This window comes from Anabaena sp. TISTR 8404 (assembly GCF_056847745.1).
Map to the genome: position 1 here is coordinate 5,162,482 of NZ_CP180578.1, position 21,082 is coordinate 5,183,563.

The following is a 21,082-nucleotide window of genomic DNA, read 5'->3' on the forward strand; positions in this document are numbered from 1 at the left end:
TAGGTATGAGTGAGTAAAAGGCTTGAGCCAAAAGCTTAAGCCTTTTTATTAGGCAGAAATAGAGACAATTTCCTGATTTTTAATCAATGACTAAAACAGCCGAACCCTCAATTTGACCACTACGCAGAGCATTCAAAGCTTCATTTGCTTGTGTAAGAGGAAAAGCATTCACCTCAGTTTGAATAGGAACTTTAGGTGCTAAGGCGAGAAATTCTTCACCATCTTTGCGAGTTAAATTAGCCACAGACCGCAACATTCTTTCTTCCCAAAGAATTTCATAAGGAAATGCAGGAATATCACTCATGTGAATGCCGGCACAAACCACGACTCCACCTTTGGCTACTGCACGTAAAGCAGCTGGCACTAACTTACCTACAGGGGCAAAAATTATTGCTGCATCTAAAGGTTCTGGTGGTAATATTTCTGAGTCACCAGCCCAAGTTGCACCTAGTTGACGGGCGAATTCTTGTCCGGCAATATCTCCAGAACGGGTAAAAGCAAAAACTTGACGACCTTGATAGCGTGCTAGTTGAATTAAAATATGGGCAGCGGAACCAAACCCATAAAAACCAATTTTTTCGGCATCGCCTGTCATACTGTAAGCGCGATAACCAATTAAGCCACCACATAATAAAGGTGCAGCTTGTAAGTCAGGAAAGCTAGGGTCGAGGGGAAAGCAAAAACGGTAATCGGCTACGGTATATTCTGCATAGCCACCATCGAGGTTATAGCCAGTAAATTCAGCAAAATCACAGAGATTTTCTCGACCGGAGCGACAATAATGACAGCGATCGCAAGTATGCCCTAACCAAGGAACTCCCACTCGTTGACCGACATGAAATTTATCAACATTTGCCCCCAATGCCTCGATAGTACCGACGATTTGATGCCCTAGTATTAAAGGCAATTTGGGATGAGTTAATTCTCCATCAACAATATGTAAATCTGTGCGGCAAACCGCACAAGCATGAACTCGAATCAGAACTTGTTCGGAATTGGGTTGAGGTATGGGTAACTCAGCTAAATGCAGAGGTTGATTTGGTGCATCTAAAAGCATTGCACGCATAACGATGGGAGTGGGGAGTAGTGAGTAGGGATGAGTACTCACTATATAGCTCAGGATAAAAATTTTTCTTCTATCTCTGGACTATGAAATTCCCACTCCTGAATTTTTATTTGCGAAATATTTCGGCAAAAAATTGCCGCATATCTTGCCAAGAACGTTGATCTGCAATGGGATTATATAATGCTCCTTTTAGCTCACCTTTATTGTCTGGGTTAGTAAAGCCATGTACTGCACCACCATAAGAAATTAGTTGCCAGTCTACATTAGCTTGACGCATTTCGTTTTCAAAAGCTTTGACTTGTTCTTCTGGTACAAATGGATCATCAGCACCATGTAATACTAATACTTTGGCTTTGATATTTTTGGCATCGTTAGGGTTTGGTGTATCGAGGTTACCGTGAAAACTGACTACACCTGCAATATTTGCACCACTACGGGCGAGTTCTAATACTGTACCACCACCAAAGCAGTAACCGATCGCCGCAATGCGTTTGACATCAGTTAGCGGATTAGATTGTAATACTTTTAACCCAGCGTTAGCGCGATCGCGCAACAATTGACGGTTTTGCCGATAAATAGTAGCTTGTTTCCCTGACTCTTCGGTATTTTTCGGTCTAATACCTTTGCCATAAATATCAGCAGCAAAGGCAACATAGCCCATTTTGGCTAATTGTTCTGTACGCTTTTTGGCGTAAGATTGCAAGCCATTCCATTCATGTACTACCAAAACCCCAGGACGTTTACCTTTAATAGCATCATCGTAAGCTAGATAGCCTTGTAAAACTGTATTTCCTTGTTTATACTCAACATTCTGTGTTTTAATTGCTGCCAATGTTTGTGTAGCAGTCAATAACACAGCTACAGGTGTAATCAAAGCGCAAAGCAGTAGTTTCATCTGAGGATGTCCAGTATAAATAGTAATCTGGAATGATTATCCCTGGAAAAAAGACAAAAACGATAGACCCAGGAAAACAAACCTGTTCCCTGTTCCCTACCTGACTTTTCACGTCATGTGGAAAAGTTAACGCCAGACCTAACCCCCCAGCCCCCTTCCCTTCAAGGGAAGGGGGAGCAATTAAAGCCTCTCTCCTTGTAGGGGAGAGGTTTGGAGAGGGGTTTTCCAGATCCCGTGAAAAGTCAGGTTCCCTGCTCCCTGTTCCCTGCTATATACATTCGGTTATTTCGGCATTTTGGCAAAGCTAAAAGCAAGAGCGATCGCTACATTAGAAGATATATAGAAATATTTAGCCCGCAAGCTACATAACACCATGAGTGCAGTCACTATTCCTCAAAATCCCTTGCTGAAAGGTACTGGCTTACCGCCCTTCACCGAGATTCAACCAGAACAAGTAATTCCAGCTTTTGATCAGTTATTAAAAGAACTGGATGAGCAGCTTACCACCTTAGAGGCGAATGTCCAGCCGACTTGGAGCGGTTTAGTTGAACCTCTAGAAAAACTAACAGAAAGGCTGAACTGGAGTTGGGGCATAGTCAGCCATTTAATGGGAGTGAAGAATAGCCCCCAGCTGCGCGAAGCTTTTGAAACTGTCCAATCCGGAGTAGTACAGTTCAGCAACAAACTGGGTCAAAGTCAATTTATATACAATGCTTTTAAAGAACTCCGTGCTAGTGATACCTGGTCAACCTTAGAACCAGCCCAACAGCGCATTGTCGAAGCTGCCATCCGGGATGCCGAACTGTCGGGTGTAGGATTATCAGGAGAAGCACGCGATCGCTTTAATGCCATTCAAATGGAGTTAGCAGAACTATCTACAAAGTTCTCTAATCATGTATTAGATGCTACTAAAGCTTTTAGCTTAACCCTGACAACAAAAGAAGAAGTTGCTGGCTTACCCCAAAGTTTACTTAGCCTAGCCGCCCAAACTGCCCGTGCTGCTGGTGAAGAAAACGCCACCCCAGAAAATGGCCCTTGGCGCATCACTTTAGATTTTCCCAGCTATGGCCCGTTCATGCAGCACAGCACCCGCCGAGATTTGCGCGAAAAGTTGTACAAAGCTTATGTTACCCGTGCTTCTTCTGGAGAGTTAGATAATAATCCCTTAATTGAGCGGATTTTGGAATTACGGCAAGAACTAGCAAATTTGTTAGGCTACAAAAATTTTGCTGAGCTAAGCCTTGCTAGTAAAATGGCTCCCAATGTCCAAGCCGTAGAAGCACTCTTAGAAGAATTGCGGAGTGCAAGTTATGAGGCTGCTGTTAAAGAATTAGCCGAACTCAAAGCTTTTGCTGCTGCCAAAGGCGCACCAGAAGCCGAAGATTTACAACACTGGGATATTGGCTTTTGGGCGGAACGCCAAAGAGAAGAAAAATTCGCCTTTACAACTGAAGAATTACGTCCCTATTTTCCATTGCCACAAGTTTTAGATGGCTTATTTGGACTAGTCAAACGGCTATTTGGTGTCACCGTCACCCCTGCCGATGGGCAAGCCCCAGTCTGGCATGAAGATGTCCGCTATTTTCAAATTGCTGATGAAACAGGTAAACCCATAGCCTACTTTTACCTTGATCCTTACAGCCGTCCCGCTGAGAAGCGGGGTGGTGCTTGGATGGATGTCTGCATTAACCGCAGCAAAATTGATGATAATGGCGCAGCATCTGTCCGGTTGCCTGTAGCGTATTTGGTGTGTAATCAAACTCCGCCAGTCGATGGTAAGCCTAGTTTAATGACTTTCGATGAAGTGGAGACATTATTCCACGAATTTGGGCATGGTTTACATCACATGCTAACCAAAGTCGATTACACCAGCGCCGCAGGTATCAACAATGTCGAGTGGGATGCTGTGGAACTGCCGAGCCAATTCATGGAAAATTGGTGCTATGAACGCCCAACTTTGTTTGGTATGGCAAAGCATTACAAAACTGGTGAACCATTACCAGAACATTATTACCAAAAACTTTTAGCTGCACGCAATTACATGAGTGGTAGTGCTACATTGCGGCAAATTCACTTTAGCAGTGTAGATTTAGAATTGCACGATCGCTATCGTCCTGGTGGTAATGAAACTCCTGCACAAGTACGCCATCGTATCGCCAAGACAACAACTGTTTTACCACCCCTAAGCGAAGATTCATTCTTGTGTGCTTTCGGGCATATCTTTGGCGGTGGTTACGCCGCAGGTTACTACAGCTACAAGTGGGCTGAAGTACTGAGTGCTGATGCTTTCGCCGCCTTTGAAGAAGCTGGTTTAGAAAATGAAGAAGCTATCCAAGCCACAGGTAAACTATATCGGGATACTGTGTTGGCGCTTGGTGGTAGCAAGCACCCAATGGAAATATTCAAAGCCTTCCGGGGACGGGAACCCAGCACAGAAGCTTTGCTGCGGCATAATGGCTTGTTAAACACAGCAGCTTAAGAGTACTTGTAAATAAGGTTTTAGTTCAAATCCCCGACTTTTCAAAAAAGTCGGGGATCTTGTTCTTTACAAATGATTTAGAGATTTTTCGCGGCAATATTTTTTGTCTCATATATTGACTAGAAGAGGGTTGAGCGTAGTCGAAACCCGGTAATCTCAAGTTAGGTTTAATTTAGTCCTTCTACTTAGAAGCGAAGATTTACAGAAAATTATCCTGTTTAGTAAGGCTCATTGATTAAATAATCAATCTTTGATTGTGATTAAATATCTACCAATAACTAACGAAAAAAATTATTGTAAATAGACCTTGAATAGTCTACAGTATGAATTTTATTATCATGGTAGCTGACAGAATGGTTAACAGCTTCGTATGTATTATCTCCTCCTTTAGGATTTAGTGTGACGCTGTCAGTAACATTAAGTATATGAAAATTATAAGGATAGCCACTTCCTAGGATAGCTTCTAATTGCTCTGTTTTTACATTGTGTAAATATGTCTTGATTTCTAGTAAAATCAAGCTATAAATTACTATTTTTGCCATTGCTTTGATTTATTATAAGTAAATACAATCCAATTTAAATTTATTGGATTCTCTATTCATTATATGCAATGTCTTTTTTACGAAAGTAAGAATATGTAATTTTTTTAGACATAAAATCCATATTTTTATTCAAGTTTTCTAATTCTTATCTAGAAGACTTAAAGCTAGAGCTAAATTCATGCTAAATTTCACTAAATCAAATATTTTCTGATGTATTCTGCCATAAGTGCATCTGTCCCGCCTCGGAATTTATTCCGAGTCTCATAGCGCAAGTCCTCTAAAGAGGACTGAATAAAAAACTCAGTCCACTTGAGTAGACTTTAGCTATGAACCTGTAACTTTAGTTCTAGGCGGGATACGGTTTAATACTTGTGTGTACACGGTAACTCTCCGCGCCTCTACGCGAAACATAAAATGCTTGTTTTTCAATATTCATCATCTACAACCCATTACCAATCAAAATAAAAGCTGACCAATAATAAGGATGATTAAACTCACTATTTTTACCCGTCAATAAAGCAATTTGCGCTTTTTGCAAAGCTTCAGCCTTGGTAATTTTCCCAGATTTCAACGCTGCATAAAACTCATTCATTAAAGCTTGTGTACCACCATCAGATACAGACCATAACGAAGCCATCGTGGCTTTAGCTCCTGCTAATTGCATCTGATATCCTAAACCTAAAATTTCTTGCCCATTAGCTGATTTTTCTCCTAAACCAGTTTGACAAGCACTCAGCACTACTAAATCTACATTCGATAAAGACCAATTTTCGATGTCTCGCAAAGTTGCGTGTTCGCCATCACCAAATACAATAAACGAATCTTCTGGAGAATCACTCACAAGCTTACCATGCGTTGCCAAATGCACAATTTTGTAATCATTCATTTGCGGAATTGTTGCATTAGGATTGAAATCTTTGTCTAATATAACTTTGCTACCAGGAAGAATTTTTGCTACATTTTCTACTTCTACTTTGGCAAATTCTAAACCACTAAACATCTCTTGTCGCTGACCAAATTTGACCGTATATTCACCTTTAGTAAAAGCAGCAGCTAAAGCATTGACAGATGTTTGAGGCTGATTAACTAATTTTGTTAAACTTGCAGCAGTAATATTATTAACTATAAAGCGTTGTACTAACCAATTCTGCCCATCATATAATGCAGCTAACGGCACATATCTCAATTTACCATCAGGTGCATAAATTATAGTTTTGGCTTCTGCTTGCTTTAAGTCATTTTCTATAGGTTTAATCAGCCAGTTATATAATTTGTTGGCTGGTGTTTTACTATTTTTGTAAGGTACGAGTACTGCTTCTCGGAATTCATTAATTGTCTGATTTAATTCTGCGGCTTTGACTGCTACAGTGCGATGAATTGGCGGCGCATCAGCGGAGACGATAACTAATTCTAGCCTGTCATCTAAAACCAAAGGATACAGTAAAATAGCTTTTTGATTTAACTGGCGTAAGTTGTCTCTTAAAGAATTGAGTTGGCGTAAGTTTAAATTTTCCTGCCCTGATGTGGCAGATAATTGTTGCACTAACGATACAACAGAAGGACTTTTAATAAACTTGTTAAACTCGGCGTTAGTACTTTGTTCCAGTTTCACCAATTCAGCGATGCGTTTTTCTTGAGTTGCAGTGCGTGTTTGGGGAGGAATTTTTCGCAGGGTGGTGAGTTCTTTACCAAGGGCGATCGCTTTATCTTGAATGGCGCTATACTTTTGAGATATTTCTTCTTCCTGTGGTTTTAACGGTAATTTTTCTGGTTCTGCTTTTTCTGGTTTGACTGCTACTGTTGCAGAACTTCCTCGTTGATTATTTCTATTTGTGACTTTTGGTTTACTAGTACCACTGTTGCCAATATAGTTACTAACTTCCTGAATTTTCAACAAATCTAAAACTTGTTGGGCTTCCGCCGGACGATTTTGTTGCAATAATAAGTCAGCGAGGCGGCGATATCTTTCCGAGACAGTTTCAGTGTAAGATTTTTGGATATCAGTCGGCACAACTCGCAAACTTTGACGAATCGTTTCTGTTAAATTGACTGATTGTTTGTAAAATGCGATCGCCAGTGGTGGTTGATTCTGTGCAGCTAGTACATCACCTAAAAATTTCAGCGTTGCAGCTTCACTAATTTTATCTTCAACTTCTCGATGAATAGCAACAGCTTGCTGAAATAATCCCAACGCTTTATCGTATTGATTTTGTTTTTGATAAACTTGCCCTAAGTTACTAATTGTTACGCCTTCGCCCGTGCGATCGCCAACTTCCCGATAATTAGCTAAAGCTTGCTGATTAAATTCTATCGCTTGGTTATAGTTACCCAAATTTTGGTAAACACGTCCAATATTATTGAACGCAACTGCAATGCCTAATTTATAGTTATTTTGCTTGTATATATCTAAAGCTTGCTGATATAACTTGATTGCTTCGTCATATTTACCCAAGCTAAAATAAATTTGCCCAATATTATTAAGATTTAATGCTGCACCTTGAAATTGAAACGAGTCTTTACCAAAAGCATCGCCAACATTAGCGCGGCTGGTAACTTGTTGCAAAGCTTGAGCATTTTGACCAAGAGCATTATATAGTAATTTTATTGCCTGTTCATCTGTACTTTTGTACTCTCCAGTGCCAAGTTTTTTATAAATATTTGTAGATTTTTCGGCAAATTCTAGAGATTTTTGATATTGCCCTAAGTTAAAGTATGCACCGGAAATATTATTGAAAATTGCTGCTTGCGTCCCATAAAATGTAGAACAGCACTCTTGTAAATCTTTTAATGCTTGCTGATAATTATCAAGTGCTTGAGCATAGTTACCCAAGTTAAGATAAACAACACCAAGATTATTTAAAGTTTGAGCAGTTCCACTTTTATCTCCCTTAGCTTTTTGAACTGTCAAACTTTGTTGATAAAGCTCTAAAGCTTGAGAATATTTACCTGTACGAAAGTAAACTGCGCCAATATCACTTAATATATTTGCTTCGCTAGTTGCGTAATTATAACCTTGAGGGTTAGCAGCTTTTAATTCTTGAATAACTTTCAAAGCTGGTTGATAAAAATCGAGTGCTTTTTGATATTCTCCAAGATTCAGATATACTTCTCCGATATAAGATAAAGGTATCCATTCGTTTTCTTGGTCGCGGAGTTTGCGGCGAATATCTAAGCCTGACTGAAAAAAATCTAGTGCTTTAGCATACTCTCCTTTCCGGAGATTAACGTAACCAATATTGACTAAGCTGTTGGCTTCTCCTGCTTTTGCACCATATTGTTTAAATATTGCTAAGGACTGTTGAAAGAGTTCTAAACCAGCTTGCAAGTCCTCTAAACCAACTATATCCTTATAAACTAGTCCTTCTCCTTGACTATTTAAGCTGATGGCTTCGGTGATGCGTTCTTCGGGTGTGGGTGTTGGGGCTTGGGCAATGCTTGGTTGTGAATAATACAATCCCAAAGTGGGAGAAGCTATAGCCACTAGGATAGTTGCAGTAATTCCAGGAACTTGCATAAGCACAGGTTTTTATTCAGTTAAATAGTTATATTTTATTGTTCCCATAAACATAACTAAAGTTATAATTAAAAGCTTAATATTTGATAAAGCTAATTTTTTTAAAGCAGGCGATCGCGCCAAAAAACAATGGTATAATTACCCTAATTTTCTTAGACTTCTTTGCAATACTTAACTTGCTTCTAATGAATAAAAGTTAATATAGATTAAAAATAATAAATAACATCATATTTTATAAAGTTAGCTAAGTTAAATTGAAAGTAAGCTTAATTATTGAAGCCTAGTTTAAAGTCTAGCGATAGGTACAAGTTAAGCTAAATTACACTAGTTTATCTCATATATTTAAGTCATAAATACTAGTGAGTGAAAGTTGATTTGTACCGATTTCTTTAGCTAGTTCAGTTAGGCAGAAATGATTAACAGTCTGACAAAAAATCGACAAGTTTTTTGATTTAGACTTCTGCGTAACGACGCTAGGTTATTGAGCAAAATGTTGATAAATCAACTGAGCCAATTACTAAGAGCAAACACTAAAGCAACATTTACAACTAAGAACTAACAATGATAGAAAAAATTTTGTTAGCGGTTTCGGGCTTAGGTCATGCAGAAGAAATGCTCAAAACCTTGAAAGAAATACCATCAATTCAACGTGCTAAAGTCACAGTTCTGCATGTTGTGACTCCCCAAAGCACTGCATCTGCAATGACAGATAAATGGGAAGAAGGAGGAAAAATTCTTGCCAGTGCTATTCAGTCTTTGAATTTAGATCCCAGCCAAGTCTCTTCAATATTACGGCAAGGCGATCCCAAAGATGTAGTTTGTCAAGTAGCTGATGAAATTGATGCTGACTTAATCATCATGGGTTCACGCGGACTCAAGCGTTTGCAGTCAATTTTGGCGAACTCCGTAAGTCAGTATGTTTTTCAATTGTCTTCTCGCCCAATGTTGCTGGTTAAAGATGATATTTATGTCAAAAGAATTAAGCGCGTAATGGTGGCGTTGGACAACTCTGATGCGGCAAAACATTGTTTAAATTTAGCTTTATTTTTGCTGCGGGATATTTCAGGTAGCCAGTTAATTTTGACTCATGTTAATACTGATTTGCGCGGCAAAACATCAGAAGTCAGTGAAGTTGTTCCCGACAAAGATCCCATTTTTGCAGCAGCATACGCTGAAGCACAAAAATACGGAGTACAAGCTCGTTGCTACACCAGTAGTGGTAAACCAGGCGAAGAAATTTGTCGCTTAGCAGAAGAATTGAATGTAGACTTACTACTACTTGGTTCTCCAGATCGTCGTCCATCGGTAGCTAAGAGTTTTGTAGATATAGACCGACTCATAGGTGCTTCTTTGTCTGATTATGTTCGCGTCAATGCTACTTGTCCAGTATTGTTAGCGCGGACAGTTGGTTAACGGCTAAGGGGACTAGGGACTAGAGGCTAGAGCATCGATTCAGTAATCAAAAACCTAACCCCCCAGCCCCCTTCCCTACTAGGGAAGGGGGAGCCAAACTCCCCTCTCCTCGTAGGAGAGGGGTAGGGGGAGAGGTTCTTCCAGCATTACTGAATTGGTGTTCTAGGGGCTAGAGATGAGGAATAACTATTTTTAACTCAGCACTCAACACTTTCTACTCAAATTTGGCGGTTGATAAACAAAAACCCCTGCACCAATGGCGTAGGGGTTTTTTATATTAAGCACAAACTATTAACTATCTTTTTTACCTTCGCGGCTTGCTGTTTGGATGTACAGAATTATTAAAAACACAGAGGGAACTAATACGAACAGAATGCTCGCTACGAACCCTAAGTCATTAACTTGCATGGCAAAGAAGCCTCTCTATAATTTCCAGTCAACAACTTTAGAATAGCATCATCGATGCCCGTGTTAGCCTTATTTTTTTTTACTTCTTATGTCATCAATGCTGCTGGAGGGTAAGTCTTAAAGGTTAAGGTTTTGTCACCACGCTAACAGGGCCATGTACTAAAGTTTGACAGGCTAGGCGGTAATTGTCTGGTTTTTTCTTGAATTTACGGTTTTCAACCTCTGTGCGCGGGGAAAGATTTTCTAACCCTTCAACTATCTCCACAACACATGTGCCACACTGACCATAACCGCCGCAATTGGTCATTTTGCCAAATAGTGTGTACAAATCAATGCCATTTTCCACAGCTTTGAGGCGCAAGTTAGCACCATTTGCTGCTATGACTTCTTTGTTCTCTTTGACAAATTTGATATTACCCATAGCTAATTAATTCCCCGTTGACTGTACATTTGGCTAGAAAGGCTAAGTTTAATTAGGCTGTATAAACTATCTTACTTAACATCTGACTAAAGATTACAAATAATTAAGAAATATCAATTTTTAACAAGAATATATTGTCAAAAAAAATAGGACAGGCATTGTACCTGTCCTAGCAATTGAAAATTTACTTAACTTACCTAAATCCGACAGCTGCTTGCCAAACGAAAGCAAGTAACAAGAAGAAAACAGGAATGACTGGGAGAACGTCTACCAAAGGATCGAAAATTTGGTAAGCTTCAGGCAATTTAGCTAATAACAGTGCTGCTTCCATGTTTGTTTTTATCCACTCTATCCAACACAGCTTTCATAATTGAGATGTATCTTAACATGGTTTAGCCACTGAGAATTAGTCATTAGTTATTCTTGCCTATGTCTGGAAAATAGGAAGTAGGGAGTAGGGAAGAGGGGTGTAAAGGTGTAGGGGAACAACTTTTTCATGTTTGGCTATGAGATTTACTCATGAATACCTGACTAGAGAGTGCTGAGTTGTGAATAAGATTCTTTCCCTGCTCCCCTGCTGTCTGAATATACTAATTAGGTGTTGAAAGTTGATCAGACACCTAGTAACTTGTAGATTAAGCTGTTGATGAAAGTGAGAGCCAGCGCACCTAACACAGCACTCCAAATCCCGAAACGTAAACGAAAGCCTTCGACTAACCAAGCAGCGATACTAAAACAAACAACGGCAATCATGAAGGTGAAAATGCCGGATAATAAATCAAAAGTCAAAAAATTCGGTACTGCAAATATGAGGCGTAAAATCGGTCTGATGATCGCCGTAACAATACCGAGAACTGCTGCTGAAATAAAGGCTTTTTTGGGTGAGTCAACTTCAACTCCTAAGGGGAGTTTACTAATAATCAACAAACTGATAGATGTTACTACCCAAACAATTAAAAGCGTCACAATTGCATTCATTGCCAAAACCCTTGAAACGCGAATGGCGATTGGCGATCGCTTATTTAAGCAACCGATTTCATAATCTTTGAAGCTTTGCCAATTACTTGTAAATTACCAGATAAATTTGCTCTAACCAGAATTTATTTTTAATATCTTTAGGTTTAGCTAATAATTAGACGCAGGGAAGATAAGGAAGTATTGACTGCCTAATCTCCCATTATTGCATCCTGACTTTGAAAATTCTGTTCAAATTTATCTTTTAGGAACAGAATTAGTGTTTCCTGGTGCTATCGGGACTTGGGTTGCTGGTGCGTTAGGCACAGCAGGAATCACACCTTCGCCAGTTGGGGATTGAATAGGATTTGTAGGTATTTGGTTGGGGTTTAAAGGGATGTTGGGATTAAAATTGCCCTGTGGGTTAACGTCTGGAACAGGTGCGGGAGGCACTCCAGGATTATTGGGAAAATAGGGTTCTGTCGGCAGATTAGGTTGAGAAACTGAAGGTTGGGAAGGCCCTGGTATAATTCCCAAAGAAACGCGATCGCCTCCTACTTGTCGCAATAAATCTAGCGTCTCAACAACATCATTGTAAGTTGCTGTTCGTGAAGCATTTAACACCAAAATACCGTTAGGATTTTGTTGCAGATATTGCTTTAACTGTTCTGCCAACTCTTCTCGCTTTACTGGTTGTTTTTCTATGTAAGTATTGCCAACAGCATCAATAGTCACAATTCGACTGGCACTTTGCCCCGTTACACCAGCAGCTGTACCTGTAGCAGCTTTAGGTAAATCAACATTAATAGCTTGTTGGCGAGTAAATTGCAATGCTGCTAACAAAAAAAACGTCAGGATACAAAAAACAACATCAATTAAAGGAATGATTTGAATTTGTACTTCTTCAACTGGAGTATGCAGATTAACTTTCATTGTCTTGGAAATTTTTGTTATAGCAAAGTGCAGAGTGTTGAATGCTAAGTATAACCTCGGTTGCTTGATAACTTTGAGCAGTCAACACTGTCCTAACATATCTAACTACGGCTATATTACTCAGGATCTAATGAATCAGTTACATTCGGTGGTTCTGGAGGTTTAGGAAAAGGATTTTTGGCTTGTTTGCGGGGTGGAGTAAAGCTTTCGCGCGAAGCTTCAGGCACAGTTGATGTACTCTTGCTAAACTCTGGTGGAGATTGACGATAGAGTAATTCCAACTCATTGCCAGCCTTACGAAAAATTTTGACTTGGTTAACCAAAAAACCTTGAAATAGGCGATAAAATACCAAACTAACAATGGCAACTATTAACCCTGCGGCAGTACTAATCAAAGATTCACCAATCCCAGTCGTTACCCCAGCTGTTGATGCCGTTCCTAAATCGCCAATCCGAATTGAACGCAAAGAATGAATCAAACCTAACACTGTACCCAACAATCCCAACAGTGGAGACAGTGCAATCACAGCTTCTAAAAGTTTTTCACCGCGACGCATCCCAGCTAATTCGTCTTCTGCTGTTGCTTCCAGGGCTAAACGAAAGGTTTCTAAATCAACTTTTAACAAGCGCAAAGGCGCGTAGAGAAAACGCCCAATTGGCTGATCTGTGGCTTGTCTAGCAATATCCGCAGCTACATCCCAATTTTCTTGGGCAGCATCGAGTACACGGTTAACTATTTCCCTTTCTTGATTGAGAATCCGCAACCAGAACCACAGACGCTCTAAAATTACACTTAAAGCCAGTATTGACAAAACTGCCAAAGGCCACATTGCTGGCCCACCCTTTTGAAACAGATCTAAAATATCCACTGTCTAAGTTTCCTCCCTCCGTTCCTACAGCAATTATCCCAAAGCATTTTAATTCTAAAGATTAATGTGCAGTTAGAAACTCTGATAACTCAAATTTCATGGAGAGACAGGATTTAAGTAAGGGTGCGGTGGGAAGAAATTGACTATTGATACCAAATTGGCATAAGTAGTCTTGTTTCAAACTTCTGCAATAGTTTATGAATCAAGGCTTTCAATCTAAAATCACGCCACTTGCTACAACGGAGGGAACCTCCCTTCGGGTTCACAGTCGCCTGCGGAGGGAAACCCTCCCGCAGCGCTGATTCACCGCAACGCAGTGGCTCCAAAATCTAAAATCCAAAATTGGTAGTGCTACTGTTTTACTGGGATTTGAATTCTAAACTCAGTTCCTTGACCTGGAGTAGAGAAACAATCTAACTTGCCGTTATGCTTTTCGGTAATGATTTGATAACTAATTGCCATGCCCATACCTGTACCTTTACCTACAGGTTTAGTGGTAAAGAAAGGGTCAAAGATGCGGTTTTTTACTTGTTCTGGCATTCCTGGGCCATTATCTGCGATCGCAATTTCTACCCATTGAGGATCATTAACTGAAGTACGGATAGTAATTTGAGGTTTAGTTAATGGTGCAATGTTATGAACTGTTGACTCTTCCAATGCATCAATAGCATTTACCAGAATATTCATCAACACTTGATTAAGTTGTCCAGGGTAACATTCCACTTGAGGTAAATTGCCATAATCCCGAATAACCTCAATCCCAGGCAATTCTGGCTTGTCTTTAAGACGGTATTGCAAAATTAATAGTGTGCTTTCAATACCTTCATGAATATCAACTGCTTTAAAATCCGCTTCATCCATACGCGAAAAATTTCGCAGCGATAATACAATATTGCGAATTCGCTCAGTTCCCATTTTCATCGAAGGCAGAATCTTCTGTAAATCTTCCATCAGGAACTCTAAATCAATTTCTTCAGCTAGTGCTTGTATTTCTGGGTCTTCGCTGGGATGGCGTTGTTGGTAAAGAAGCAGCATCTTAACCAAATCTTGCGTGTAGTCACTGAGGTGAGCAATATTACCGTGAATAAAATTCACTGGATTGTTGATTTCATGGGCAACTCCTGCTACTAGTTGACCGAGGCTGGACATTTTTTCATTTTGAATAACTTGTGATTGAGTGCGTTGCAATTCACTTAATGCCGTTTTGAGTTCATCTGTACGTTCTTCTACTCGGTCTTCTAATTCTGCTTTACTAGCTTCTAAAGCAGTAAAAGATTGACGCAATTGCTCTGCCATGTAATTAAATGATTGAGTTAGTGCATTAAGTTCTGCAATTTGGCTAATATTGACGGTTTGTTCTAAATCACCAGATGCCATTGCTTGACTAGCACGGTTTATCCGTAAAATTGGCTGTATTATCCAGCGAGAAGTTAAATAACCGACAATAATTGCTAATGCTAATGCTCCTATACAAAGCAAAATCGTAATTTGAGTGTTGGTGTTAATTTGTGCAATAAAAGCTTTTTCTGGCACACTCACTACTAGTAACCAATCAAGTCCATATTGATCATGCCAAGGAGTGACATAAACAAAATTCGTATCATTATCCAACTTCAATTGCAGTTTTTTTGGTTCGGTAATTGACCGAAACCCGTTAAAATTTTGTTCAATTTGTTTGGCAATATTTTGAACTGTTGGGTCTGGACTTTCTGTAGCTTTTATCCGCTGAATCTCACCCTTAACTATTGCAAAAGGTTTTTGCTTGCTAGAGTTGGCAATTAACATTCCATTCCGTTCCAGAATAAATACCTGTCCGAAATGACTGACATCAGAACGCTGCAAAAATTCACTCAATTTCAGCAAATGAATGTCTGCACCAACCATTCCTAGTAACTGCTGATTTGCATCATATATTGGACGACCTGTAGCAGCAGTGATATAAGCACCATCAGGAGAATTCCAAGTATAAATGCGTGACCAGATTGGTTTACCAGCTTTTATTGGTTCTGTATACCAATTTTCTTTGAAGTTGTTGTATTCAAAAGAGTTATTGATACGGATGCGATCACCGTTTTTATCGGTGGCGTAGTTTCGCCCATTATTTGGTAATTTAGTAATCCAATCATCAATTGTGACAGTTTTCCCATCATAACGTGCCGCTCCGGTACCCTCACCTGTAGTTAGTCCCATACCGATGTAGGTTAAGTCGTAGGCTTGCATTTGTTTCCAGAAATACTTGCCTAAAGTTTTGCGATCGCGTACATTCAATAACCCCATACTAATAGCATCAGCATTCATCTGGTTGACCTTGAGGGGAATAGATAAATAAGCATCCAGATGCTGCTGCACTATACTATTGGTGCGATTCATTAATTGATCTGCTAAGTCATTTACTACTTCCCGCCCATTTTTAAATGACAAATAGCCAACCAAACCCACTGCGCCAAAGATTTGCAAGGCAAAGGGAATAATCAGAACCAACTGTAATGGAAAAGCTTTAATTTTTTGAGAGTTAGTTCTACGCATTAAATCTTATTTTCCAAGCCTGTATAGATAAAATTTCATACTTGCGAACCTAGTATTCCCAGATACAAAGCTCAATCCACATTCATAAAAAATTAATTTTTGTAAATTATCAACTTATCGTGTAGCAACTTCCAGACTATATTGGGGCGGTTATTCCCACCGGAAGTTATCTACAGAATTTGTCAAAATGAAAGGTAATTTGAGGGCTAAAAAATGAAATTTTCCATCGATTCTGTATACAATTGGTATCGCAATTTGATTCGGAACCCAAAGTATCGCTGGTGGGTAATTTTAGGAACAATAGTTTATTTTCTCAGCCCCATTGATATTGTTCCTGATATTTTTCCCATAGTGGGTGAAATTGATGATGTTTTACTGATGACACTGTTAGTTACTGAGGTGTCTGGTTTAGTGCTTGATAGTTGGAAAGCACGTAAAGGTGTGGAAACCCCTACAAATACTTCAGAGGATGCTACTTCCACTTCCAGTCCACAAACCGTTGATGTTGATGCTGTGTCGGTTAAGTAGTTTTTCAAAAATAGCAAAGTGTTGAGTGCTGAAATAAAATCAACTGCTATAAAATAAATTACTCCCTTGTTTGGTTTTCCAAACAGGGGATATTTTTTGCACTATGTTTAATCAGGTGTTGATTTTCATTTGAAAATCAACAGTCAGTAGTCAACAAACCTCAAAAAAGCAAACTCACCTAATACCACTGGCTTATTCTCTAAGTTGCGCAAAATCTCACTGATGGCAGAAGATTTACTGAGTGAGATTTTCTACAATCAACCATTGAAAAACTGTAAACTAGTGAACAATGCGAATACTTCTGGTAGAAGATGACACAGCCCAATTAGAACCCTTACAAACAGCATTGTCTCAAGCTGGGCATATTGTAGATGGCGTAGAAAACGGTGCGATCGCACAATGGGCAATTTCCCAGCGAGACTATGACTTATTGATCTTAGACTGGATGCTACCAGAAATGAGCGGATTAGAGCTATGTCGGCAGTATCGCAAAGCAGGGAAAACCGCACCTGTATTGATGTTGACAGCCAAAGATACCACTAGCGAAAAAGTCACTGGCTTGGATGCTGGTGCTGATGACTATTTAGTTAAACCTACAGATTTGTTTGAATTATTAGCACGAGTCCGCGCATTAGGTAGGCGATCGCCTGTTTGGCAAGGAGAAAAACTTCAACTAGCAGATCTGCAATTGCATCTTTCAACCCTGACGGTAGAACGGGGTCAAGCAATGGTAGAGTTATCTACGCGAGAATTTCAGTTACTAGAATACTTAATGCGTCATCCACAGCAAATTTTAAGCCGGAATCAAATTGAACAAGCTTTATGGGAATGGGGTAGCGAACCAGAAAGCAATGCGACAACAAGCTTAGTACGTCGTCTGCGTCAGCGTTTACAATTGCTAGATGCAGCAGACTGGCTAGAAACTATTTATGGTATGGGCTATCGTCTTAATCCTCATCCGCAAAAATAACTTTTGCCTTTGTATTGTTTAACTTTTAACTTTTGTGAGTCATGTTCAACCGTAGCCGTCGTAACTTGGCTAGTTGGTTTACTCTCTCAATGGGCAGTATTCTCTTAATTTTTGCTGGGATTCTTTATTACCAAGAATCAGTCCAGCAGCTAGAAGTTATAGACTTATTTTTATATAAAAAAGCTAGAGTAATTACCGCAGGTGTGCAGTACAAAATTTACCAAGGAGAAAAACGAGTATTTCTCAAACATTTACCAGTTTTAGGAAATAACCCACCACCAGTAGATAGTGAAATTATATATGCCCGCTGGTACGACCCTAAAGGCAAATTGAAACGTTACTTTGGTGAGTTGCCACAAAATAAATTCAACCCAACATTTACCTATCAAACATTAAAAATTCCCAATAATTCAAGTGTGGCATCAGAAGTTACTTGGTTACGGGAAATTACCTTACCAGTGAAGCACAATGGTGAGTTAATTGGCTATCTACAAATGGCAATGCCAATGACACGTGTCCAAGAATTACTCGATAAATTTTTACTCTTGTTAATATCAACGGTATTCATTGCTTTAGGAATAACAAGTTTAACAGGATGGTTTCTCAGCGGTATAGCAATGCAACCTATCCATCAAAGTTACAAACAACTCGAACGGTTTACCGCCCATGCTTCCCATGAATTACGTACTCCTTTAGCAGCGATTCTCAGTAATGCTCAAGTTGGTTTACTCGCTCCAATGGAAGACAGTACTAGTAAGCATCTGCGTTTAGAAAAAGTTGCAGAAGTAGCTAAATCGATGAATACATTGATTGGAAATCTGCTATTTCTAGCGCGTCGTACAGGTAAATTAACTCCAGAATCATTAAAAGATGTTGATTTGAGTAACTTCTTGGCAGAATTATTACAATCTCAGTCAGTGAAGACTAATGCCGAACATTTAAATCTTCAGAGTGATTTACCCAAATCCCCAATTATGGTGCGTGTAGATGCCGAATTAATCTGTCTAGCTGTGATCAATCTTCTGAGTAACGCTTGTAAATATACTCCCGCTGGTGGGATAGTAGAGTTGCGCCTATTTACTAAATACAATCAGGCAATAATTGAAGTAGAGGATAATGGTATTGGGATTGCGGCAGCAGATTTACCGCATATCTTTGAGCAATTTTATCGAGTAGAGAAACATCAAAAAAATTCTGCCAATAGCTTTGGTTTAGGATTAGCGATCGCTCAACAAATTATTGAAGCACACAGTGGACATCTCAGCGTCAAAAGTCAACTAGGTAAAGGTTCTATATTTCAAATTAAATTGCCTCTCTAATAAAAACAGAAAACGAGAGATTCAGATCCCCGACTTCTTAAAGAAGTCGGGGATCTTGACTTTTCCCAAAGATTTATGATTGCTGTGTTTGTCACTTTCCTGTCACATTTATCCTGAATTATAAAAAAGTAATTAATATTTTTTGGCACAACATTGCTCATTACACTCAATACCGAGCAGGAGTCGATGTGAGTAGACATGAAAAGTACAGATTACTTGAAGGTTTAGCAACTACGGAAGCAGCTGCACCTAAGGCATCACTGACACTATCAGATGCTGTCGCATTGATTGTCGGTATTGTAATTGGCGCAGGAATTTTTGAAACTCCTGCCTTAGTAGCAATCCAAGCAGGTAGCAGTCAGGCTGTACTGCTGTTTTGGTTCATCGGTGGTGTGGTTTCTTTGGTTGGCGCATTGTGCTATGCAGAGTTAGCCACGACGTATCCCGATGTTGGTGGAGTTTACTATTATCTCAAACGTGCCTTTGGGAGGGAAGTTGCCTTTTTATTTGCTTGGGCGCGAATGACAGTCATTCAAACTGGCTCTATTGCTTTGTTGGCTTTTGTTTTTGGTGACTACGCTTCCCAAATTTGGCAGCTAGGAAATTTCTCACCTTCGATTTATGCCGCAGTTGCGATCGCTTTCTTAACTGCTTTAAATATCATCGGCTTGCAACAAGGTAAGTGGACACAAAACTTACTTACGGCGGCGAAAGTCCTCGGCTTGTTGTTAGTGGTGTTAATTGGATTAACAGCAAGCGCTAATGCTCCCGTTCCTGTGGAATCTACCTCATCAGGTACTTGGGGACTAGCAATGGTGTTTGTCCTGCTGTCTTATGGCGGTTGGAATGAAGCAGCTTATATTTCCGCAGAAATCCAAAATCGTCAACGCAACATTGTGCGATCGCTGCTTTGGAGTATTGGCACAATTACTGTCATATACTTGCTGATTAATCTGGCTTATCTGCGGGGACTGGGTTTAGCAAACATGGCTAACTCCCAAGCTGTAGCCGCCGATTTAATGCGGACGTTTTGGGGCGCACCAGGAGCTTGGTTTATCAGCTTGTTGATTGCAGTTTCGACTTTGGGCGCACTTAATGCCACTATTTTCACCGGAGCGCGGACTAATTACGCCCTGGGTCAAGATTTCGCGATTTTCAGGTTTATGGGACAGTGGCGGCAACGTCCTAGCACCCCCAGTTATGCTTTAGTCTTACAAGCAGCGATCGCTTTGGCGTTGGTTGTGTTAGGTACGTTCACCCGCAAAGGTTTTGAAACAATGGTGGACTATACCGCTCCCATATTTTGGTTTTTCTTTTTACTTTCTGGCGTATCGCTGTTAGTGTTACGCAACCGAGAACCGCAAATTCTGCGACCATTTCGCGTGCCACTTTATCCTTTCACACCATTACTGTTTTGTGCAGTCTGCGGCTACTTACTGTACTCCAGCTTGGTGTATACAGGTGTGGGCGCAGTTATTGGTGTTGTCGTTGTGGCCGCAGGTATTCCGCTATTGCTGTGGAATCGTTACCGCCAAGGTAGGGCGTAATTCATTCAACATTCACCTATTTTTGTTCTAGGAGTAGATTCATGTTCAAAAAAATCTTGCTTTTATTCATTACAGGTGTTAGTGTTACAGGCTTAGGAATTGTGGGATGCACCACCCAACAAGACTCAGCAGCAGAAGTGCAACCGCCTGTTTTAACTGCTCAAACTGAAACTCCAACTGCTACAACTCAACCCCAAGAACGTCCAGGGGATGTTCCTTATGTACCGACACCACAGCCTGTAGTTGATGCAATGTTGAAAGTAGCCAAAGTGAATAAAAATGATGTGCTTTATGACCTTGGGAGTGGTGATGGGCGAATTGTAATTACAGCAGCCCAAAAGTATGGTACGCGAGGCGTAGGTATAGATATTAATCCAGAACGGATTCAAGAAGCTAACGCTAATGCGCAAAAAGCCGGAGTCACAGACCGTGTAGAGTTTCGTCAGCAAGACTTATTCAAAACTGATTTGAGTGAAGCTACTGTCATTACACTTTACCTACTACCCGAAGTTAACCAAAGACTTCGCCCCGAACTATTAAAACTCAAACCTGGTACCAGAATTGTTTCCCACGCTTTCGATATGGGCAATTGGAAACCACAACAAACACTACAAGTAGATGGAAAAACTATTTACTATTGGGTAGTTCCGAAAGAAGTCCCAGCTAATTTGCGATAACAGATCTGACGCATCGAGAGT

At 40.0% G+C, this 21,082-nt stretch carries 18 protein-coding genes; 7 read left to right on the top strand and 11 right to left on the bottom strand.

From position 1 onward, the window contains the following. Positions 1-79 precede the first annotated feature (79 nt). Both ACMX3D_RS22375 and ACMX3D_RS22380 read right to left on the bottom strand, forming a co-directional pair. Positions 80-1,066, bottom strand: coding sequence for a zinc-dependent alcohol dehydrogenase family protein (locus ACMX3D_RS22375; RefSeq protein WP_482752403.1), 987 nt, complete (start codon positions 1,064-1,066; stop codon positions 80-82). A 106-nt stretch (positions 1,067-1,172) separates the two neighbouring features. Continuing rightward, entirely contained in the window at positions 1,173-1,961 is a 789-nt protein-coding gene (locus ACMX3D_RS22380; RefSeq protein WP_482748014.1) for a dienelactone hydrolase family protein, read from the bottom strand. A 373-nt stretch (positions 1,962-2,334) separates the two neighbouring features. Here ACMX3D_RS22380 and ACMX3D_RS22385 point away from each other — a divergent pair, with 373 nt between their 5' ends. Continuing rightward, a complete protein-coding gene (locus ACMX3D_RS22385; RefSeq protein WP_482748015.1) occupies positions 2,335-4,440 on the top strand; it encodes a M3 family metallopeptidase in 2,106 nt (701 codons plus the stop codon). A 278-nt stretch (positions 4,441-4,718) separates the two neighbouring features. Here the strand turns inward: ACMX3D_RS22385 and ACMX3D_RS22390 are convergent, their stop codons facing one another. Further along, the gene (locus ACMX3D_RS22390) at positions 4,719-4,982 is read right to left on the bottom strand and encodes a hypothetical protein (protein ID WP_482748016.1); all 264 of its coding nucleotides are present in this window, start codon (positions 4,980-4,982) and stop codon (positions 4,719-4,721) included. A 439-nt stretch (positions 4,983-5,421) separates the two neighbouring features. Continuing rightward, complete coding sequence (locus tag ACMX3D_RS22395; RefSeq protein ID WP_482752404.1) at positions 5,422-8,496, bottom strand: CHAT domain-containing protein; 3,075 nt, start codon at positions 8,494-8,496, stop codon at positions 5,422-5,424. Between the two features lie 561 nt (positions 8,497-9,057). Here ACMX3D_RS22395 and ACMX3D_RS22400 point away from each other — a divergent pair. Next, the gene (locus ACMX3D_RS22400; protein WP_482748017.1) at positions 9,058-9,909 is read left to right on the top strand and encodes a universal stress protein; all 852 of its coding nucleotides are present in this window, start codon (positions 9,058-9,060) and stop codon (positions 9,907-9,909) included. 291 nt (positions 9,910-10,200) lie between these two features. Here ACMX3D_RS22400 and psbM read toward each other — a convergent pair whose 3' ends face one another. From psbM to ACMX3D_RS22435, 7 genes are all read right to left on the bottom strand, one after another. Continuing rightward, on the bottom strand, positions 10,201-10,317 hold the full coding sequence (gene psbM, locus ACMX3D_RS22405) for a photosystem II reaction center protein PsbM (RefSeq protein WP_010995057.1): 117 nt from the start codon (positions 10,315-10,317) through the stop codon (positions 10,201-10,203). 124 nt (positions 10,318-10,441) lie between these two features. After that, positions 10,442-10,738, bottom strand: coding sequence for a 2Fe-2S iron-sulfur cluster-binding protein (locus ACMX3D_RS22410; RefSeq protein ID WP_482748018.1), 297 nt, complete (start codon positions 10,736-10,738; stop codon positions 10,442-10,444). A 193-nt stretch (positions 10,739-10,931) separates the two neighbouring features. Next, positions 10,932-11,069, bottom strand: a complete 138-nt coding sequence (locus ACMX3D_RS22415; protein WP_006195022.1) for a photosystem II reaction center protein K — start codon at positions 11,067-11,069, stop codon at positions 10,932-10,934. A 281-nt stretch (positions 11,070-11,350) separates the two neighbouring features. Continuing rightward, a complete protein-coding gene (locus ACMX3D_RS22420; protein WP_482748019.1) occupies positions 11,351-11,716 on the bottom strand; it encodes a phage holin family protein in 366 nt (121 codons plus the stop codon). A gap of 234 nt (positions 11,717-11,950) precedes the next feature. Continuing rightward, on the bottom strand, positions 11,951-12,625 hold the full coding sequence (locus tag ACMX3D_RS22425; protein WP_482748020.1) for an ExbD/TolR family protein: 675 nt from the start codon (positions 12,623-12,625) through the stop codon (positions 11,951-11,953). A 116-nt stretch (positions 12,626-12,741) separates the two neighbouring features. Next, entirely contained in the window at positions 12,742-13,494 is a 753-nt protein-coding gene (locus ACMX3D_RS22430; protein WP_482748021.1) for a MotA/TolQ/ExbB proton channel family protein, read from the bottom strand. Positions 13,495-13,845: 351 nt separating this feature from the next. Further along, on the bottom strand, positions 13,846-16,020 hold the full coding sequence (locus ACMX3D_RS22435) for an ATP-binding protein (RefSeq protein ID WP_482748022.1): 2,175 nt from the start codon (positions 16,018-16,020) through the stop codon (positions 13,846-13,848). A gap of 213 nt (positions 16,021-16,233) precedes the next feature. On the opposite strand from ACMX3D_RS22435, the gene ACMX3D_RS22440 reads away from it, so the two are divergent. From ACMX3D_RS22440 to ACMX3D_RS22460, 5 genes are all read left to right on the top strand, one after another. Continuing rightward, positions 16,234-16,548 (top strand): YkvA family protein, encoded by a 315-nt coding sequence (locus tag ACMX3D_RS22440; protein ID WP_482748023.1) that lies wholly within the window; start codon positions 16,234-16,236, stop codon positions 16,546-16,548. A gap of 289 nt (positions 16,549-16,837) precedes the next feature. Further along, complete coding sequence (gene rppA / locus ACMX3D_RS22445; protein WP_482748024.1) at positions 16,838-17,518, top strand: two-component system response regulator RppA; 681 nt, start codon at positions 16,838-16,840, stop codon at positions 17,516-17,518. 41 nt (positions 17,519-17,559) lie between these two features. Further along, on the top strand, positions 17,560-18,837 hold the full coding sequence (locus tag ACMX3D_RS22450; protein ID WP_482748025.1) for a sensor histidine kinase: 1,278 nt from the start codon (positions 17,560-17,562) through the stop codon (positions 18,835-18,837). Between the two features lie 188 nt (positions 18,838-19,025). Then, entirely contained in the window at positions 19,026-20,384 is a 1,359-nt protein-coding gene (locus ACMX3D_RS22455; RefSeq protein ID WP_482748026.1) for an APC family permease, read from the top strand. A gap of 41 nt (positions 20,385-20,425) precedes the next feature. Then, positions 20,426-21,061 carry an SAM-dependent methyltransferase gene (locus tag ACMX3D_RS22460; protein WP_482748027.1) on the top strand — a complete coding sequence of 212 codons (636 nt, stop codon included), beginning with the start codon at positions 20,426-20,428 and terminating at the stop codon, positions 21,059-21,061. The last annotated feature ends 21 nt before the right edge of the window (positions 21,062-21,082 follow it).

Excerpts from the sequence above, each read along its gene's own strand:
- ACMX3D_RS22380 (WP_482748014.1), bottom strand. The coding sequence starts at position 1,961 with ATGAAACTACTGCTTTGCGCTTTGATTACACCTGTAGCTGTGTTATTG.
- ACMX3D_RS22420 (WP_482748019.1), bottom strand. The coding sequence starts at position 11,716 with ATGAATGCAATTGTGACGCTTTTAATTGTTTGGGTAGTAACATCTATC.
- psbM (WP_010995057.1), bottom strand. The coding sequence starts at position 10,317 with ATGCAAGTTAATGACTTAGGGTTCGTAGCGAGCATTCTGTTCGTATTA.
- rppA (WP_482748024.1), top strand. The coding sequence starts at position 16,838 with ATGCGAATACTTCTGGTAGAAGATGACACAGCCCAATTAGAACCCTTA.
- ACMX3D_RS22450 (WP_482748025.1), top strand. The coding sequence starts at position 17,560 with ATGTTCAACCGTAGCCGTCGTAACTTGGCTAGTTGGTTTACTCTCTCA.
- ACMX3D_RS22400 (WP_482748017.1), top strand. The coding sequence starts at position 9,058 with ATGATAGAAAAAATTTTGTTAGCGGTTTCGGGCTTAGGTCATGCAGAA.
- ACMX3D_RS22415 (WP_006195022.1), bottom strand. The coding sequence starts at position 11,069 with ATGGAAGCAGCACTGTTATTAGCTAAATTGCCTGAAGCTTACCAAATT.
- ACMX3D_RS22460 (WP_482748027.1), top strand. The coding sequence starts at position 20,426 with ATGTTCAAAAAAATCTTGCTTTTATTCATTACAGGTGTTAGTGTTACA.
- ACMX3D_RS22395 (WP_482752404.1), bottom strand. The coding sequence starts at position 8,496 with ATGCAAGTTCCTGGAATTACTGCAACTATCCTAGTGGCTATAGCTTCT.
- ACMX3D_RS22410 (WP_482748018.1), bottom strand. The coding sequence starts at position 10,738 with ATGGGTAATATCAAATTTGTCAAAGAGAACAAAGAAGTCATAGCAGCA.
- ACMX3D_RS22435 (WP_482748022.1), bottom strand. The coding sequence starts at position 16,020 with ATGCGTAGAACTAACTCTCAAAAAATTAAAGCTTTTCCATTACAGTTG.
- ACMX3D_RS22385 (WP_482748015.1), top strand. The coding sequence starts at position 2,335 with ATGAGTGCAGTCACTATTCCTCAAAATCCCTTGCTGAAAGGTACTGGC.
- ACMX3D_RS22440 (WP_482748023.1), top strand. The coding sequence starts at position 16,234 with ATGAAATTTTCCATCGATTCTGTATACAATTGGTATCGCAATTTGATT.
- ACMX3D_RS22375 (WP_482752403.1), bottom strand. The coding sequence starts at position 1,066 with ATGCGTGCAATGCTTTTAGATGCACCAAATCAACCTCTGCATTTAGCT.
- ACMX3D_RS22425 (WP_482748020.1), bottom strand. The coding sequence starts at position 12,625 with ATGAAAGTTAATCTGCATACTCCAGTTGAAGAAGTACAAATTCAAATC.
- ACMX3D_RS22390 (WP_482748016.1), bottom strand. The coding sequence starts at position 4,982 with ATGGCAAAAATAGTAATTTATAGCTTGATTTTACTAGAAATCAAGACA.